The 17,348-nt window shown below is 52.2% G+C and carries 15 protein-coding genes; all 15 read left to right on the forward strand.

Going from position 1 to position 17,348, the window contains the following annotated elements:
* Nucleotides 1-3 precede the first annotated feature (3 nt).
* The 15 genes from aepX to D3P08_RS25215 all read left to right on the forward strand — a co-directional run bounded on the left by aepX (nucleotide 4) and on the right by D3P08_RS25215 (nucleotide 17,291).
* Entirely contained in the window at nucleotides 4-1,305 is a 1,302-nt protein-coding gene (gene aepX / locus D3P08_RS25145; RefSeq protein WP_119602885.1) for a phosphoenolpyruvate mutase, read from the forward strand.
* Nucleotides 1,306-2,460, forward strand: coding sequence for a phosphonopyruvate decarboxylase (gene aepY / locus D3P08_RS25150; RefSeq protein WP_119602886.1), 1,155 nt, complete (start codon nucleotides 1,306-1,308; stop codon nucleotides 2,458-2,460). It begins immediately after the preceding gene.
* Nucleotides 2,461-2,468: 8 nt separating this feature from the next.
* Nucleotides 2,469-3,182: a phosphocholine cytidylyltransferase family protein gene (locus tag D3P08_RS25155; RefSeq protein ID WP_119602887.1), complete on the forward strand. Its 714-nt coding sequence runs from the start codon at nucleotides 2,469-2,471 to the stop codon at nucleotides 3,180-3,182.
* 146 nt (nucleotides 3,183-3,328) lie between these two features.
* Nucleotides 3,329-3,526: a cold shock domain-containing protein gene (locus D3P08_RS25160; protein WP_087569424.1), complete on the forward strand. Its 198-nt coding sequence runs from the start codon at nucleotides 3,329-3,331 to the stop codon at nucleotides 3,524-3,526.
* Between the two features lie 303 nt (nucleotides 3,527-3,829).
* Complete coding sequence (locus D3P08_RS25165) at nucleotides 3,830-4,723, forward strand: polysaccharide deacetylase family protein (RefSeq protein ID WP_119602888.1); 894 nt, start codon at nucleotides 3,830-3,832, stop codon at nucleotides 4,721-4,723.
* 208 nt (nucleotides 4,724-4,931) lie between these two features.
* Nucleotides 4,932-5,477, forward strand: coding sequence for a ribosome hibernation-promoting factor, HPF/YfiA family (gene hpf, locus D3P08_RS25170; RefSeq protein ID WP_119602889.1), 546 nt, complete (start codon nucleotides 4,932-4,934; stop codon nucleotides 5,475-5,477).
* Between the two features lie 156 nt (nucleotides 5,478-5,633).
* The gene (gene secA, locus D3P08_RS25175) at nucleotides 5,634-8,147 is read left to right on the forward strand and encodes a preprotein translocase subunit SecA (protein ID WP_119602890.1); all 2,514 of its coding nucleotides are present in this window, start codon (nucleotides 5,634-5,636) and stop codon (nucleotides 8,145-8,147) included.
* 24 nt (nucleotides 8,148-8,171) lie between these two features.
* Nucleotides 8,172-9,279 (forward strand): peptide chain release factor 2 gene (prfB, locus tag D3P08_RS25180; RefSeq protein ID WP_119602891.1). Its coding sequence is split into 2 segments (ribosomal slippage): nucleotides 8,172-8,243 and nucleotides 8,245-9,279, totalling 1,107 coding nucleotides; the frame shifts between segments, so codons are not numbered across the junction.
* Between the two features lie 132 nt (nucleotides 9,280-9,411).
* Nucleotides 9,412-10,281: a YitT family protein gene (locus D3P08_RS25185; protein WP_119602919.1), complete on the forward strand. Its 870-nt coding sequence runs from the start codon at nucleotides 9,412-9,414 to the stop codon at nucleotides 10,279-10,281.
* 208 nt (nucleotides 10,282-10,489) lie between these two features.
* Nucleotides 10,490-11,539, forward strand: a complete 1,050-nt coding sequence (gene argC, locus D3P08_RS25190; RefSeq protein WP_119602892.1) for an N-acetyl-gamma-glutamyl-phosphate reductase — start codon at nucleotides 10,490-10,492, stop codon at nucleotides 11,537-11,539.
* Nucleotides 11,540-11,587: 48 nt separating this feature from the next.
* Nucleotides 11,588-12,832, forward strand: a complete 1,245-nt coding sequence (argJ, locus tag D3P08_RS25195) for a bifunctional ornithine acetyltransferase/N-acetylglutamate synthase (RefSeq protein WP_119602893.1) — start codon at nucleotides 11,588-11,590, stop codon at nucleotides 12,830-12,832.
* A 34-nt stretch (nucleotides 12,833-12,866) separates the two neighbouring features.
* Entirely contained in the window at nucleotides 12,867-13,670 is an 804-nt protein-coding gene (gene argB / locus D3P08_RS25200; RefSeq protein ID WP_119602894.1) for an acetylglutamate kinase, read from the forward strand.
* Between the two features lie 3 nt (nucleotides 13,671-13,673).
* Nucleotides 13,674-14,855 carry an acetylornithine transaminase gene (locus tag D3P08_RS25205; protein ID WP_119602895.1) on the forward strand — a complete coding sequence of 394 codons (1,182 nt, stop codon included), beginning with the start codon at nucleotides 13,674-13,676 and terminating at the stop codon, nucleotides 14,853-14,855.
* A 211-nt stretch (nucleotides 14,856-15,066) separates the two neighbouring features.
* Complete coding sequence (argF, locus tag D3P08_RS25210) at nucleotides 15,067-16,023, forward strand: ornithine carbamoyltransferase (protein ID WP_119602896.1); 957 nt, start codon at nucleotides 15,067-15,069, stop codon at nucleotides 16,021-16,023.
* A gap of 32 nt (nucleotides 16,024-16,055) precedes the next feature.
* Nucleotides 16,056-17,291 (forward strand): argininosuccinate synthase, encoded by a 1,236-nt coding sequence (locus D3P08_RS25215; protein WP_119602897.1) that lies wholly within the window; start codon nucleotides 16,056-16,058, stop codon nucleotides 17,289-17,291.
* Nucleotides 17,292-17,348 lie beyond the last annotated feature (57 nt).

Below are 17,348 nucleotides of genomic sequence, written 5' to 3' on the forward strand. Positions count from 1 at the left end.
GCAATGAAAACCGTCTATCTAGCCATGAGTGCCGATATTTTACATTATGGGCATATTAATGTCATTAAGGAAGCGCAGAAGTACGGGACTGTGATTGTCGGTGTTTTAACTGACGATGTAGTTTCGACTTATAAAAAAATGCCGATCCTTTCGTTCGAAGAGCGTAAAATGATGATCGAAAATATAAAAGGGGTAAGTGAAGTCGTAGAGCAATCATCACTAGATTATGTACCGAACTTATTAAAATATAAACCTGATTTCGTTATTCATGGCGATAATTGGAGGAGCGGCGTTCAATCAGAAACGAGAAGTCGCGTTATTGAGACACTAGCCCAATGGGACGGCAGACTGATAGAAGTCGAGTATACAGAGGGAGATTCCATTAAACGTCTGGAACAGCTAATGCAGCAATCAAGCACAACCCCTGATTTTAGAAGAGGTGTTCTAAAAAGGCTTTTGGCGCTGAAACCGTTAGTTACGGTCATGGAAGCGCATAATGGACTGACGGCACTTATCGTTGAGAATACCAAAGTCATTAAAGAAGACAACCGACCAAAAAGCTTTGATGCAATGTGGATCAGCAGTCTATGCGATTCGACGGCCAAAGGAAAGCCGGATATTGAGTTAGTGGATTTAACCTCGCGTTTGAACACAATCAATGATGTTCTGGAGGTTACGACTAAACCGATCATTCTCGATGGCGACACTGGCGGACTTGTCGAGCACTTTGTCTACACCGTAAAGACACTTGAACGATTAGGTGTCTCTGCAATCATTATTGAAGATAAAATTGGACTTAAGAAGAATTCATTGTTCGGTACAGATGTCGAGCAGAGCCAAGATACAATCGAGAATTTCTGTCATAAAATTAAAGAGGGTAAAAAAGCGCTTGTTACAGATGATTTTATGATTATTTCGCGAATCGAAAGCTTGATCCTTAAGGCAGGTATGGATGATGCGCTTGCCCGTGCTAAAGCCTATATTGAAGCGGGAACAGACGGAATCATGATTCATAGTAAGGAGAAGGATGGAGAGGAAATTAAAACGTTCTGCCGCGAATATGCTAAATTTCCGAACCGTGTTCCGCTTGTTGTCGTCCCTACAAGTTTTAATCATATGTATGAGGAAGAGCTTAGAGAATTAGGCGTGAATATGGTTATTTATGCGAATCATCTGCTCCGGAGCGCATATCCAGCAATGGTTGATGCCGCTACTAAAATACTGACGCATGAAAGATCGCTCGAATGTGATGAGGTTTGTATGCCAATTAATCAGATTCTGACGCTTATTCCGGGAGGTAACTAAATGCTTTGCCCGACTGAATTCTATAACCGATTATTGGATGCAGGCATTGATTTTTTTAGCGGGGTGCCGGACTCGCTATTGCAGCCTCTATGTGAGGTTATAGATAAGCAATCCTCAAGAGGCAACCACGTGATAGCTGCAAATGAGGGGAATGCATTGTCGCTTGCTGCCGGTTATTATTTAGCGACGTCCAAAGTTGGTGCCGTCTATCTGCAAAATTCGGGTCTCGGCAATCTTGTTAACCCCCTTCTATCCTTGACAGATTCTATGGTATACCGAATTCCAGCTTTGTTAATAATCGGCTGGAGGGCGGAACCAGGCGTGAGTGACGAGCCGCAGCATAAAAAGCAGGGTTTATTAACTATGGATATGCTTGAATTACTTGGAATCCGGTCAGCAATTCTCGATGCATCCACTGAAATTGAAGAGGTTGATCAATTGCTTGCGGAAGCGAAGACTTATATGATTGAGCAGCAGCAGCCTTTTGCTTTGGTTGTGAAGAAAAATACATTCGAGCCAGTCCATTCGGTCAAGAGCGGCTATAGCTCTCTTCCTATGACACGCGAAGAGGCAATTGAGTTAGTTGTTGATTCCATTGAGAGTAGTGCAGTTATTGTATCGACAACCGGCAAAACTTCAAGGGAGCTATATGAACTTAGAAAAAGTAAAGGAATGCCGCTCAATCGCGATTTCCTGACGGTAGGTTCAATGGGACACAGCTCACAAATTGCGCTAGGTATATCGTTAGCCAAGAAGCATTTGCCCGTTTACTGCATCGACGGAGAGGGAGCGATGCTCATGCATATGGGGGCGCTTGCTATTAATGGGGATTACGCCGGGGAGAATTACACGCACATTATTATAAATAATGGGATACATGAATCGGTTGGCGGTCAACCGAACAGTGCGCGAAGCATACACATTGCAGATATGGCTCGTGCTTGTGGGTACAAAAGGGTATTTTCAGCATCTACCGAGGACGAGCTTAAAGCAATTATGGCGCAGGTGCTTAATCATACTGGCGCCTGTTTGGTGGAAGTCAAAGTGAATGCTATGTCTAGAAAGGATTTGGGAAGACCGGAGACGACACCGATTGAGAACAAAATTGAATTTATGAATTTTATCGAGTCGGCGACTAGGTCGGTCTTGACCTGAGGTGAACCATGCAAGCAATTATATTAAATTCAGGGACCGGGTCTCGTATGGGCTGCAGAACGCAAAATCTGCCGAAGTGCTTGCTCCCTTTAGGCGAAGGACATACTGTTTTAAGTAAACAGGTTGATTCGTTGGCTGATAACGGTATCCGTGACATGGTCCTAACGACTGGGCAATTTCATGATACGATAAAGTCTTACCTGCTTCACAGGTATGGGGACCGATATCAATTTCAATTTATTCATAACGACCGCTTCAAGACAACGAATTATATTTATTCGTTACACCTCATTCGCGACTATATAAACAGCGATTGTATTTTACTCCATGGGGATTTAGTGTACGAGTCCGGGGTTATGCGTGGTTTACTTCGTTCGCCCAATCGTAACACTGTACTGGTGAGTCCGGGTGAGGAACTGCCGGAGAAAGATTTTAAAGCGCATATTGCTCAAGGCCGTATTCTGCAAATCGCAATAAATATTTTTCATGATTGCAAGTTCCTGCTCCCGCTGTATAGATTGGAGTATAGTTTTATGAAACAATGGCTGGAGCAAATTAATGAATATATCGCTCAAGACAAAATAGCAGTATATGCAGAAAATGCATTAAATGACCTGTTGAAAACCGAATTAACGCTACTACCCCATTACTACGAAGGTTTTTGTATGGAGATCGATACAGAGGAGGATTATTCCATCTGTTTAAGCCGAAATGCCTTATAGAGAACGTCAAATAGACGGACGTTACTTGATTGTATACGTTTTCAATAAATTGTTTGACAATTCCATGATTTCGGTGGTATAGTCGATTTGTGGGCCAGACCTTATTGAAGCCTCACAGTATTTGAAGATGAAGGGAATGTTTGCGAATGCAAGGTAAAGTAAAATGGTTTAACGCAGAGAAAGGCTACGGATTCATCGAGACTGAGCAAGGCGGCGACGTATTTGTTCATTTCTCCGCAATCCAATCCGAAGGCTTCAAAACGCTCGAAGAAGGCCAAGCGGTTGAATTCGACATCGTAGAAGGCGCACGCGGTCCACAAGCTGCAAACGTAGTCAAACTGTAATCATCCGGCTATCATTAGCCACTATATAGATGGTTCAATTGACGTGCCTAACACACATAAAGCCCCGGGAGACCGGGGCTTTTTTTGTTGTTTTAAATTCCATTCCCTTTATCTTCATAATTAGAACAGCCATAACCGATATAATATAGAGTATACAAGGTGATAACGGAAAGTAAGGAATGAATTTTTTTACAATTTATAAATGAGATAAACCATCATTTTGGAAATACGGGGAGCTTCCGTTTCCTTCGCTTCGAACAATAGCTTGAAAGAAAAAAGAATTCCTATATAAGGGGCATCCATGTGAATTTAGCAGTCATGTATCATTACGTTAGAGAGCCGGAGGATTGGAAAGGGAGCGTTCCCATCTCGCCTAAGGAGTTCGAGTCGCAGATCGACCGGCTAGGGAAAACGCACGATTTTGTATTGCCGGATGAATTGAATAATAAAACGGCAAAACCTAAATGTATTTTAACTTTCGATGACGCGACGAGAGACCAGTATGAATACGCCTTTGACATTATGAGGCGAAAGGGAGTCCCGGGTTATTTCACGGTCATGTCAGGTCCGTTGGCAGAGCAAGAAGTTCCTGTTTTTCATTTGGTGCATGCAGCTCTTTCGTTAGTGGAAGAAAATCACTTGTGGGATGAACTGCGTCCTCATTTAACTGCCGAGGATTTGTTGAAGCTGCGTAAGGCAGATGCTACCTATGCTTATGAGAAATCCTCTATAAGAAAATGGATCAAATATACATTAAATTTTATTTTAGATGCGAAGCAAAGCAAAAATATCTTGGAACATCTGGTATACTCGTTGATTGGTTCCAAGCAAAAGTTTATCGACGATATGTACATTGGTGTTGAGGAATTCCGTATTATGAAGCAAGCAGGAATGACTTTAGGTGTTCACAGCGTTTATCACGCCCCATTCGATGGAGATGTACAAGCCTATTTCACAAATGAAATCGCGCCGTGTGTTCAATTTATGCAGGAGCAATTAAATATCAAGCCTTCATGGTATACGCCTCCGTTTGGGGGCGGGGAGAAAAAAGAGTTAATGAAAGAAAATTTAAAAGATCTTCTGCTGCCGTGCGGCTTTAAGGGAGCTTTCACGACGGAAAGAGGGATGATTGAGGATACTGGTTCGTTCTGGTACAAGCGGATCGATTGTAATGAACTAACCGAACTAACCCTATGATTCTGAAGGAGACAGACACCTATTTCTACAAATAAGGCAGTTCAAAAATAGAGTATCCCATAAAGCTCATTACCGCTCTAATGAAGTGGTCTAATGGGCTTTCTCATATTCGCCACAAATTTTCTGAAAATTCACAAAAAACTAAAAACTCTTTTGAATTGGGCTCCTGCATATGATATAATAAGAGCAAGTAAAGGAGGAATGCCCCATGGTATACAACATTCGAGGACAACGCTTTCAGGTGACAGAAGCTTTGAGAGAGTACGTCGAGAAGAAACTTAATCGGTTGGAGAAATATTTTGACGCTCCGATCGCCTCCGAAATTACAGTAACGCTATCCGTGACGAAAGGACAACATACGGTAGAGGTGACGATCCCGCTGGTCGGCGTCATGCTCAGAGCCGAAGAGAGAAGCGATGACATGTACGCTTCAATCGATCTGGTGGTCGACAAGCTGGAGCGGCAAATCAGAAAACATAAGACGAAGGTCAACCGAAAATTCAGACAGGGCAGCGGCTCGAAAGCCTTGTTCCGTGAAGAAGGCTCCGCAGTCAGCGTGCTTGAGGAAGAGGATGAACTGGAGCTTGTCCGTACGAAACGGTTTACCCTGAAGCCGATGGACGTGGAGGAAGCGATTCTTCAGATGAATATGATTGGGCATAACTTCTTCGTCTTCTCGAACGCGGAGAGCAAGGAAGTAAGCGTCGTGTACAAGCGCAGCGACGGGAAATACGGCTTAATCGAACAAGGCTGACACCTAAGGCGAAACTCATAAAATAACCCATATACAACCAACAGCCCTGCCCGCGAAGGACAGGGCTTTTCATTTGCCTGTCCCCGACATTGCGACAGGTCCTACAAACTGTTACAATCTTAAACAAATAGCTTACTACCGAAAGAGGGGAATACCATGCTCGGACTGGTGAAGAAAATATTCGGAGACGCGAACGAGCGCGAGGTAAAGCGTCTGCAGAAGATGGTAGACGAAATTAATGGCATGGAGTCGAAGTTTACGCCGCTCACGGATGATGAGCTGCGCGCGAAGACAAGTGAGTTTAAAGCGCGGCTGGAGAAGGGCGAGGAACTGAACGATATTTTGCCGGAAGCTTTTGCGACAGTGCGCGAGGCGTCCAAGCGAGTTCTGGGCATGCGCCATTTCGACGTGCAATTAATGGGCGGTATTGTGCTGCATGAGGGCAAGATCGCGGAGATGAAGACCGGTGAAGGTAAAACGCTGGTGGCGACGCTGCCGGTTTATTTGAACGCGCTGCTCGGCAAAGGCGTGCACGTTGTAACGGTCAACGGATACCTGGCGGAGCGCGACAGCAAGATCATGGGCGAGCTGTACAATTTCTTGGGCATGACGGTCGGCTGTAACCTGCACGGCCTGACGCACGCAGAGAAGCAAGCCGCTTACGCTTGCGATATTACGTACGGAACGAACAACGAATTTGGTTTCGACTATCTGCGCGACAACATGGTGCTCTACAAGGAGCAGATGGTGCAGCGTCCTCTTTACTATTCCATTATTGACGAAGTGGACTCCATCCTGATCGACGAGGCGAGAACGCCGCTTATTATTTCCGGACAAGCTGCCAAGTCGACGGAGCTGTATCATGCTGCGGACCGTTTTGTCAGCCGGCTTAAGGCAGAGGAAGATTATACGGTCGATGTGAAGCTTCGTAACGTCATTCTGACGGAAGCGGGCGTGGAGAAGGCGGAACGGGCTTTCGGCATCGAGAACTTGTACGATCACGCTAACGTGCTCATTAACCATCATATTCAACAAGCGCTCAAGGCGAATGTCATTATGAGACGAGACGTGGATTACGTCGTTCAAGAAGACGAAGTCGTCATTGTCGACGAATTTACGGGCCGCCTGATGGCTGGCCGCCGCTATAGCGACGGATTGCATCAAGCGATTGAGGCCAAAGAGCAATTGAAGGTACAGAACGAAAGCATGACGCTGGCGACGATTACGTTCCAGAACTACTTCCGGATGTACCGTAAGCTGGCGGGTATGACAGGTACGGCGAAGACGGAGGAAGAAGAGTTTCGTAAAATTTACGGCCTCGACGTTATTCAAGTGCCGACGAACCGTCCGAATATCCGGAAGGACATCCCGGATGTCGTGTACAAGACGGAGAACGGCAAGTTCAAGGCGGTTGTAGAGGAAATTGTGCAGCGCCACGCGAACAAGCAGCCGGTGCTTGTCGGCACAATCTCGATCGAGAACTCCGAGAAGCTGTCGGAGATGCTCAAGCGCAGAGGCGTGCAGCATAAAGTATTGAACGCGAAGTTCCACGCGGAAGAGGCGGAGATTATTTCTCGCGCGGGTCAACCGGGCGCGGTAACGATCGCGACGAACATGGCCGGACGCGGTACGGACATTCTGCTTGGCGAAGGTGTAGCGGAGCTTGGCGGTCTGCATATCATTGGTACGGAGCGCCATGAGAGCAGACGGATCGACAACCAGCTGCGCGGCCGCGCGGGACGTCAAGGCGACCCGGGCTCCTCGCAATTTTACCTGTCGCTTCAAGACGAGCTGATGCGCCGCTTCGGCTCCGACAATATTATGGCGATGATGGACCGTCTTGGCCTCGACGAGGATCAGCCGATCGAAAGCCGGATGATTTCCAGAGCAGTCGAGTCCGCGCAGAAGCGGGTAGAAGGCAGCAACTTTGACACGCGGAAAGTGGTCCTGCAATATGATGACGTGATGAACCAGCAGCGTGAGGTGATCTATAAGCAGCGCCGTGACATCCTGGAGTCCGAGGATATCCGCGGCGAGGTTATGGAGATGATCAAGCCTGTTGTGGAGCGCATGGTAGAGGCTCATTGTCCGGAGGATATTCCGGAGGAGTGGGAACACCAAGCGATTGTGGACTACGCGCACGCGAACCTGCTTGAGGAAGGCTCGATTTCCAAGAATGACATCTGGGGCAAAGAGAAGGAAGAGATCGTCGAATTCCTGCTTGGCAAAATTACCGAGCTGTACGACAGACGCGAAGAAATGCTTGGCGCCGAAACGATGCGCGAATTCGAGAAGGTTGTCGTGCTTCGCGCGGTAGACAGCAAGTGGATGGATCATATCGACGCGATGGATCAGCTGCGTCAAGGTATCCACCTTCGCGCTTACGGCGGCACGGATCCGCTGCGCGAGTACCAGTTCGAAGGCTACGAAATGTTCAAGGAAATGATCGAGTCGATCCAAGAGGAAGTCTCGAAATATATTATGAAAGCTCGCGTCGAGAGCAACCTGGAGCGTCAGGAAGTCGTAAAAGGCCAAACGACGTCGACAAGCGGCGGCGGCGAGCAGGCGGAGAAGCGTCCGGTGAAACGCCAGGCAGTGGCGGGGCGGAACGACATGTGCCCTTGCGGAAGCGGCAAGAAATACAAGCAATGCCATGGTGCCGGACAGTAATAGAATTTGAGGTGAAGCTAAGCCATGCTGGATATATCAGTGAAGCAAGATTTGCGCGAAACGGCGAAGCGTCTCCAAGAGCTCAGGGGGTCTCTTTGACTTAGACCTGAAGCAGGAGATGATCGCAAACTTCGAAGAGAAGATGTCGATGCCTGATTTTTGGGATGACAATGAGCGCGCGCAAAGCATTATTTCGGAATTGAACGCGGTGAAATCGGTCGTGGAGCAATACGACCGGCTGAATAACGATCAGGAGGAGCTCCAGATGATGCTGGAGCTCGCCGAAGAAGAGAACGACGAAGCGATGCAGACGGAAGTGGCGGAGGGCGTCTCCAAGCTGACCGAGCGGGTATCCGCGTTCGAGCTGCAGCTTTTGCTGAACCAGCCGTACGATAAGCTGAACGCGATAGTAGAGCTTCATCCGGGCGCGGGCGGAACGGAGTCCCAGGACTGGGGCATGATGCTTTACCGGATGTACACCCGCTGGGCCGAGAAAAAAGGCTTTAAGGTGGAAGTGCTCGACTATCAGGACGGCGATGAGGCGGGGATCAAAAGCGTTACGATGCTGATCAAGGGCTACAACGCTTATGGATATCTGAAGGCCGAGAAAGGCGTTCACCGCCTGGTCCGCATCTCGCCGTTCGATTCGGCGGGCCGCCGCCATACGTCGTTTGCATCTTGCGACGTTATGCCGGAAATCGATGACAATATTGAAATCGAAGTCCGCACGGAGGATTTGAAGGTCGACACGTACCGCGCCAGCGGCGCGGGCGGCCAGCACGTCAACAAGACGGAGTCGGCTATCCGGATCACGCATATCCCGACCGGCATCGTCGTCGCCTGCCAACAGGAGCGGTCGCAGATCGCCAACCGCGAACGCGCGATGAAGATGCTGAAGTCGAAGCTGTATGAGCGGAAGATCGAAGAGCAGATGAAGGAGCTTGCGGAAATTCGCGGCGTGCAATCGGATATTGCGTGGGGCAGCCAAATCCGCTCCTACGTGTTCCACCCGTATAGCATGGTGAAGGACCATCGTACGGGGATGGAGACGGGCAACGTCGGCGCTGTGATGGACGGCGACCTGGACGCCTTTATCGACGCGTATTTGCGCAATCAGATTCGTCAAGAGTAACCAATGTAAAAAGGCGGCGTTTGGGTCGCCGAGTTATCATAATGCATAGCCTATAGGAAGAGTTCCGACACTGTAATGGTGTGGAACTCTTCTTTTTGGAATAAGGGGATGATTTGAGTGCAAGTGGGAAAGATGAGACGCGGTGATCGGTTAAAGCAAACAAATCCAAAGGCTCAGCTGGTGTGGAATATGCTGCAGCTGCTGCTGGGCTCGCTGATCGTGGCGCTAAGCTTTAATTTGTTTTTGGTGCCGAACGGCATAGCCTCGGGCGGCGTGTCCGGCATATCGATTCTGGTGCAGGAGCTGACGGGGATTATGCCGGCCCTGACGCAGTGGGCGCTGAACATCCCGCTATTTATCGCGGGGCTGCTGCTGCTTGGCAAAAAGTTCGGAGCGAAGACGCTGCTCGGCACGGTCGTGCTGCCTTTGTTTGTTTTGCTTACGGCGCATATGCCGGCGCCGACGGATAATCCGATATTGGCCGCGATCTACGGCGGCATCGGGGTTGGACTTGGTCTGGGTCTCGTGTTCAGAGGAGGCGGCTCGACGGGCGGGCTGGACTTGGCGGCGCAGATTCTGCACCGGTATACGGGCTTGCCGTACAGCCTGGCCGTTGTATGCTTCGACGGCTGCGTCATTATTGCGGCAGGCATTATCTTTTCGCCGGAGGTGTCGCTCTACGCGCTTATTGCTTTGTTCGTGACGAGCAAAACGATCGATTTTGTGCAAAACGGCTTGCAGCTCTCCAAGGTCGCTTTCATTATTAGCGAGCGGACGGAGGAAGTGGCGGAAGCGATTTTGCATGATTTGGACCGCGGTTTAACGCGGCTGGATGGTCACGGCGGTTATACAGGAGCGGGCAGAACAGTGCTGATGGTCGTTGTCGGGCAAAATGAAGTGCCGAAGCTGAAGCAGCTGGTCCGGGCGATCGATTCGGGCGCTTTTGTCATTATCAGCAATACGGCGGAGGTTCTGGGGCAAGGGTTTAAGCTGGAGAGCTGATGCGGGAATCGGCAAGGAAATCCAGGCGATAGATCATTGTATTAATATTAATATCGCTGTATAATAATGCAGACGAACTTATATTTCCAACCGCTACCGTTTGATGTACAATTAAAAGTTGTAGCTGAAATATTCAGATTTTTTTATGTACATAGAGATGATGCTGGCGAAGCAAGGCTTGCTTCGCGAGAGTGAGGAGAGATGCAGGATGAGCAAGAAGATAGGCGTAGCGATCGTCGGGTCAACCGGCTACGGCGGCGTTGAGTTGATACGTTTGTTGGCATCGCATCCGCTGGCGGAGGTGACCTCGGTCATTTCGTCCTCCAGCGCGGGTACGCCGATTACGGAAGGTTATCCGCATTTAACGGGCATCCATGAAGAGCTGCTTGACGATGTGGACGCGGCGACGATTAAATCGAAGGCGGAGGTTGTCTTTTTGGCGACGCCTCCTGCCGTAGCTTCAAAGCTCGCTCCCGAGCTGCTTGAGGCTGGGCTGAAGGTCATTGACCTGTCGGGCGACTTCCGTCTGAAGGACCCGGCTTTGTATGAAGCGTGGTATAAGAAGCCTGCCGCGGATGAGCAGTATTTGAAGCAGGCCGTGTTCGGGCTGGCTGAGATTTACGGCGACAATGTGAAAGGCGCGTCGTTTATTTCCAACCCGGGCTGTTACCCGACGGCGACGCTGCTGGGACTGATCCCTGCGGTAAAAGAAGGCTTCATCGATCCGTCTACGATTATTATCGACGCGAAATCCGGCGTATCCGGCGCGGGCAGAGGCGCTTCGCTCGGCACTCATTATTCCGAATTGAACGAAAATTTCAAAGCGTATAAAGTGAACCAGCATCAGCACATTCCGGAGATCGAGATGGTGCTGTCGGACGCGGCGGGCGCGCCGGTCGTCACGACGTTTACGACGCACCTCGTGCCGATGACGCGCGGCATTATGTCGACGATGTACGCAAGCGTGAAGGGCGAACGGTCGCAGAGCGATTTTATCGAGCTCTATAAAAGCTTCTATGCGGGCCGTCCATTCGTGCGTATTCGTCCGGAAGGCCAGTGGCCGGCGACGAAGGAAGTATGGGGCTCCAATTATTGCGACATCGGCTTTGCGCTCGACAAGCGCACGAACCGGATTACGATTGTATCGGTCATCGATAATCTGGTGAAAGGCGCGGCGGGTCAGGCGATTCAAAACCTCAACTTGATGATGGGCTGGGAGGAGACGCTCGGTCTGCAGTTTGTTCCTGTTTATCCGTAAGGCGATTACTTATATATACCCCCTGGTAAAAAGGAGATTGGACTCATAATGGGACAGGACATCATTTCGTCGCAGCCGTTTAAAGTTGTGGAAGACGGCTCGATCACATCGCCGCAAGGCTTCCGCGCAGGCGGTCTTCATTGCGGTCTCAAAAAAACAACCCGCCACGATCTCGGTGCGATCGTCTGCGAGGTGCCTGCCGCGGCTGCGGGCGTATACACGACTAACGTGTTCCAAGCGGCGCCGATTAAGGTAACGAAGGAAAGCATCGGAGCGGGCGGCCTGCTGCGCGCGGTGCTGGTTAACAGCGGGAACGCGAATGCGTGCACGGGAGAGCAAGGCGAAGCGGATGCTTATGAGATGCGCGCAAGATTCGCGGAAGCGATCGGCGTCACGGCGGAGCAAGTGGCGGTCGCTTCCACGGGCGTTATCGGCGAGAATTTGAAAATGGATAAGGTTCGCTCCGGCATCGACAGCCTTCCTGCTCAGCTGACCGGAAGCATAGAAGGAGCAGACGGCTTCAGCCAGGCGATTCTGACGACGGATCTTGTCCAAAAGACGATATGCGTCGAGCTTGAGATCGACGGCAAGAAGGTCACGGTAGCCGGCGCAGCCAAAGGCTCCGGTATGATTCATCCGAACATGGCGACGATGCTGGGCTTTGTGACAACCGACGCGAAGATCGGAAGCGAGGCGCTGCATACGCTGCTGCGTCAAGCGACCGACCTGACATTTAATATGATTACGGTAGACGGCGACACCAGCACGAATGATATGCTCGTTGCGATGGCAAGCGGACTTGCCGGCAATGACGAGCTTACTCCGCACCATAAGGGCTGGGACGCGTTCGCCGCGGCTCTGCGTTATGTATGCGAGGTGCTGGCGAAGGCGATCGCGCGCGATGGCGAAGGCGCGACGAAGCTGGTCGAGGTGCAGGTGCGCGGCGCGGTGAGCGATGAAGCGGCTGCCGCGATCGCGAAGACGGTTATTGGCTCTTCGCTCGTGAAATCGGCGGTATTCGGCGCGGACGCGAACTGGGGCCGCATTATCGCGGCGGTTGGCCGCGCAGGCCAGCCAGTGAACCCGGCGACGGTCGACATTCGCATCGGCGACATTGTGACGCTTGAGCAATCCCGTCCTGTAGCGTTCGACGAGGAGCTTGCTTTGGAATATTTGAAAGGCGATACGGTCGTAATCGGAGTGGATCTGCATATGGGAGAAGGCGCGGCGACAGCTTGGGGCTGCGACTTGACCTATGATTACGTCCGCATTAACGCGGCGTACCGCACGTAAGCGGACAGCGGCGGGGATAGGAGAAGAAGCGGCGATGGAACAACGGTTTGTCATGAAATGCGGCGGCAGCACGCTTGCGGCGCTGCCGGATGAGTTTTTCGGGGAGCTGCGCGAGCTGCAGCGCTCCGGCGTAAAGCCGGTCATCGTGCACGGCGGCGGTCCGGCCATTTCGGAGACGCTGACGAAGCTGGGCATCGAGACGGAATTTGTAAATGGCCTGCGCAAGACGAACGACGACGTCCTGGATGTCGTGGAGATGGTGCTGGCGGGACACATCAACAAAGAGATCGTCCGGAAGATCGGGTTGAACGGCGCCCAGGCGCTCGGCTTATCCGGCGTGGACGGCGGCTTGATTCAGGCGAAGCCGGTGGCGAATGCAGACGAGATCGGATTCGTAGGCGACGTAACGGATGTGAAGGCGGGCATCATCGAAGGCGTTATGGCGATGGACTATATTCCAGTCATCGCGCCGATCGGCATCGATGCCAGCGGCCAGCGTTATAACATTAACGCCGATACGGCGGCCGGCGCGGTAGCGTCCCATCTCGGGGTCGAGCGGATGATCGTCGTAACGGATGTGCCGGGGATTATGAAGACGGTAAACGGCGAGAAGAAAGTCCTTCCTTCGGTTTCCGTAGAGGAAATCGAAGAGATGATCGCATCCGGCGAAATTTACGGCGGTATGATTCCGAAGGTTAGAGCGGCCATTCAGTGCATCCAAGGCAAGGTGCGCGAGGTTGTTATCGTGAGCGGACAAGAGGCCGGCGTGCTGACGCGCGCGGTGCGCGAAGGCGGAGTCGGCACCAGCATCGTACAAAGCAAGGAAGGGCGGGTGTAATTAATGAGCGACAATCAAACGGCGACGGCCGCGGCATCGCTGCTGCCTACATACGCGCGTTTTCCCATTACGCTGGTGAAGGGCGAAGGAAGCCGAGTGTGGGACGACGCGGGGAACCGGTATTTAGATTTTGTGAGCGGCATTGCGGTTACGAACCTCGGCCATGCTCCGGCGCGCATTAAGGAAGCGCTGGTAAAGCAGCTGGACCAGCTGTGGCATGTGTCGAACTTGTTCCAAATTCCGAATCAGGCAGAGGCAGCCAAGCTGCTCACGGATAACAGTTGCGGCGACGCGGTGTTCTTCTGCAATTCGGGCGCGGAGGCGAACGAGGCGGCCATTAAGCTGGCTCGCCGCTATCAGCAGCTTGTGCAGAAGAACGGGCGCTATGAGATCATTACCTTCGAGCAATCGTTCCATGGCCGCACGCTTGCGACTTTGACGGCGACCGGACAAGCGAAGGTGAAGGAAGGCTTTGCGCCGCTGCCGGAAGGCTTTACGACGATCCGGCTGAACGATATGGCGGCGCTTGAGGCGGCCGTCAGCGGCAAAACGGCGGCTGTCATGCTAGAGCTGGTGCAGGCTGAGGGCGGCATTCATCCGGTCGACCGCGAATATATCAAGCAGGTCGCGGAGCTTTGCAAGCGCGAGGGCATCCTGCTGATCGTCGATGAGATCCAGACGGGCATGGGACGCACAGGCAAGCTGTTCGCGTATGAGCATTTCGGCATCGAGCCGGATATTTTTACGCTGGCGAAGGGACTCGGCAGCGGCTTCCCGGTCGGCGCGATGGTCGCGAAGGAGAAGCTGCGCGAAGGCTTCACCGCCGGCAGCCACGGCTCGACCTTCGGCGGCACGCCGATCGCGACGGCGGTTGTGAAAGCGACGGTCGAGACAATTGTGGGCGAAAGCCTTCCTGCGAGAGCGGCGGAGCAAGGCGAATACTTGATGGCGCAGCTTCGCGAGAAGCTGGCGGGATCGAGCTTTGCGCAGGAAGTGCGCGGACTCGGCCTGCTCGTCGGCATCGAGTGCGCGGGTCCGGTGGGGGACATCATCTCCGCCGCGCAGAAGAAAGGGCTGCTCGTCCTAAGCGCCGGCCCGAATGTGTTGCGGCTGCTGCCTAACTTGCTCGTAACGAAAGAAGAAATCGATGAAGCGGTGGCCATCTTGGCGGAGCTGCTGGCATAACAGGTTTGCGCCTCGCAAACCTTAGACCATGCTTATGAAGAGGGTTTACCCTGTAAACCTTGGCCGATACTTACGAAGTAGACTTGCTACCGCAGACCCTTAGCTTATGCTTACGAAATGGTTTTGCTTACGAAGTGGGTTTACCCTGTAAACCCTAGCCTATGCTTACGAAGTGGTTTTGCTCCGCAAAACCTTTAGGAGGTTAATATTCATGCAATTATTGAACCAAGAGATCGCGCACAGCCTGAAGGGCCGCGACTTTCTGATGCTGGTCGATTTTACGAAGGAAGAGCTTCACTATCTGATCGACTTGGCGATTGAGCTGAAGAGAATGCAGAAAGCCGGCGAAACGCACCACATTTTGAAGGGCAAGACGCTTGGCATGATTTTCGAGAAGTCTTCCACGCGCACGCGCGTATCGTTCGAGGTTGGGATGTACCAGCTCGGCGGCCATGCGCTGTTTCTGAGCGGCAACGATTTGCAGATCGGACGCGGCGAGACGATCTGGGATACGGCGCAGACGCTGTCCCGTTACCTCGACGGCATTATGATCCGCACATTCGCGCACCGCAAGGTAGTTGAGCTGGCGAGAGGCGCAACGATTCCGGTCATTAACGGCCTTACCGATCTGTCGCATCCATGCCAGGCGCTTTGCGACTTCCAGACGATTTACGAGAAGAAGGGCAAGCTGGAAGGGCTCAAAATCGCCTATATCGGCGACGGCAACAACATGGTGCATTCGCTGATGATGGGCGCCGCGAAGTTAGGCATGAATATGTCCATCGCAACGCCTGAGGGCTATGAGCCTGACGCGGATATTGTTCGCCAGACGATGGATAATGCGGCCGAGACGGGCTCGCGCATCGTCGTATGCCACGATCCAAAAGAAGCGATTGCGGACGCCGACATCATCTACACGGACGTGTGGGCGAGCATGGGGCAGGAAGCGGAGCAGAAGGAGCGCGAGATCGCTTTTGCGAACTATCAGGTCAATGACGAGCTCGTGAAGTACGCGAAGAAGGACTTCCAGTTCATGCACTGCCTGCCGGCGCACCGCGGCGAAGAAGTGAGCGAAAGCGTCATCGACGGGCCGCAATCGATTATTTTTGACCAAGCAGAGAACCGTCTCCATGCGCAAAAAGCGATCATGGCGGCGATTATGTCCTAATTTTATTTTCCGAAGGGGAGCGAGTGGAGAGTATGGCAAAAGAAAAAATCGTGCTGGCCTATTCCGGCGGCTTGGATACATCCGTTATTTTGAAATGGCTGAAGGAAACGTATGACGCGGAGATTATCGCCTTCACGGCGGATATCGGACAGAAGGATGAGCTGGACGGACTTGAAGCCAAAGCTTTGGCGACGGGCGCATCCAAAGTGTATATCGACGATTTAAGAGCGGAGTTTGCAAAAGACTTCATTTTCCCAATGTTCCAAGCGGGAACGATGTACGAGGGGCAATACCTGCTCGGCACATCCATCGCGCGTCCGCTGATCGCAAAGCGCATGGTGGACATCGCCCGTGCGGAAGGCGCAACGGCAATCGCGCACGGCGCGACGGGCAAAGGCAACGACCAGGTTCGCTTCGAGCTGACGGCTGCGGCGCTTGCGCCTGAGATTAACGTCATCGCGCCTTGGCGTCTGGAAGCGTTCCGCGAGCGGTTCCCCGGCCGCGCCGAGATGATCGCGTACGCGCAGGAGCATGGCATTCCGGTTACGGCATCGGCGGCGAAGCCGTATTCGACGGACCGCAACCTGCTGCATATCAGCTTCGAGAGCGGCATGCTTGAGGATCCTTGGTTCGACCCGAGCGCGGAAGAGAACGAGGACATGTACGTGCTGTCCGTATCGCCTGAGCGCGCGCCGGATCAAGCGGAGTACGTGGAGCTGACTTTTGAAAAAGGCGATTGCGTCGCGATTAACGGCCAGGCGATGAGCCCATTGGAAGTGATGGAACGTCTGAACGAGCTGGGCGGCAAGCACGGCATCGGACGCGTCGACATGGTGGAGAATCGCTTCGTCGGCATGAAGAGCCGCGGCGTATACGAGACGCCGGGCGGCACGATCCTGTTCACGGCGCATCGCAAAATGGAGTCCCTCACAATGGACCGCGAAGTGATGCATTTGCGCGACTCTTTGATCGCGAAGTACAGCCAGCTCGTGTACAACGGCTTCTGGTTCGCGCCGGAGCGTCTTGCTCTGCAGGCTCTTGTGACCGAGTCGCAGAAAAACGTGAGCGGCGTTGTCCGCTTGAAGCTATACAAAGGCAACGTCATCGGCGCCGGCGTCAAAAGCCCGGTCAGCCTGTACAATCCGGACATCGCAACGATGGAAGCGGATCCTTCGAAAGCCTACGACCAAGGCGACGCAACGGGCTTTATCCGCCTGAACGCGCTGCGGCTGAAAGTTTCTTCTGGCGTCGAGCAAAGCAAAAACTAATAGCCGGATAAGGGCGGAAGCTTGACTGGACAGATGGAGGGAGCGATTGGCGCTTCG

The organism is Paenibacillus nanensis, assembly GCF_003583765.1.
GTDB lineage: Bacteria > Bacillota > Bacilli > Paenibacillales > Paenibacillaceae > Pristimantibacillus > Pristimantibacillus nanensis.

Coding starts and splice junctions, on each gene's coding strand:
- D3P08_RS25155 (WP_119602887.1), top strand. CDS start 2,469: ATGCAAGCAATTATATTAAATTCAGGGACCGGGTCTCGTATGGGCTGC.
- argJ (WP_119602893.1), top strand. CDS start 11,588: ATGGGACAGGACATCATTTCGTCGCAGCCGTTTAAAGTTGTGGAAGAC.
- argB (WP_119602894.1), top strand. CDS start 12,867: ATGGAACAACGGTTTGTCATGAAATGCGGCGGCAGCACGCTTGCGGCG.
- argC (WP_119602892.1), top strand. CDS start 10,490: ATGAGCAAGAAGATAGGCGTAGCGATCGTCGGGTCAACCGGCTACGGC.
- hpf (WP_119602889.1), top strand. CDS start 4,932: ATGGTATACAACATTCGAGGACAACGCTTTCAGGTGACAGAAGCTTTG.
- secA (WP_119602890.1), top strand. CDS start 5,634: ATGCTCGGACTGGTGAAGAAAATATTCGGAGACGCGAACGAGCGCGAG.
- D3P08_RS25205 (WP_119602895.1), top strand. CDS start 13,674: ATGAGCGACAATCAAACGGCGACGGCCGCGGCATCGCTGCTGCCTACA.
- aepY (WP_119602886.1), top strand. CDS start 1,306: ATGCTTTGCCCGACTGAATTCTATAACCGATTATTGGATGCAGGCATT.
- D3P08_RS25185 (WP_119602919.1), top strand. CDS start 9,412: ATGAGACGCGGTGATCGGTTAAAGCAAACAAATCCAAAGGCTCAGCTG.
- D3P08_RS25215 (WP_119602897.1), top strand. CDS start 16,056: ATGGCAAAAGAAAAAATCGTGCTGGCCTATTCCGGCGGCTTGGATACA.
- argF (WP_119602896.1), top strand. CDS start 15,067: ATGCAATTATTGAACCAAGAGATCGCGCACAGCCTGAAGGGCCGCGAC.
- aepX (WP_119602885.1), top strand. CDS start 4: ATGAAAACCGTCTATCTAGCCATGAGTGCCGATATTTTACATTATGGG.
- D3P08_RS25160 (WP_087569424.1), top strand. CDS start 3,329: ATGCAAGGTAAAGTAAAATGGTTTAACGCAGAGAAAGGCTACGGATTC.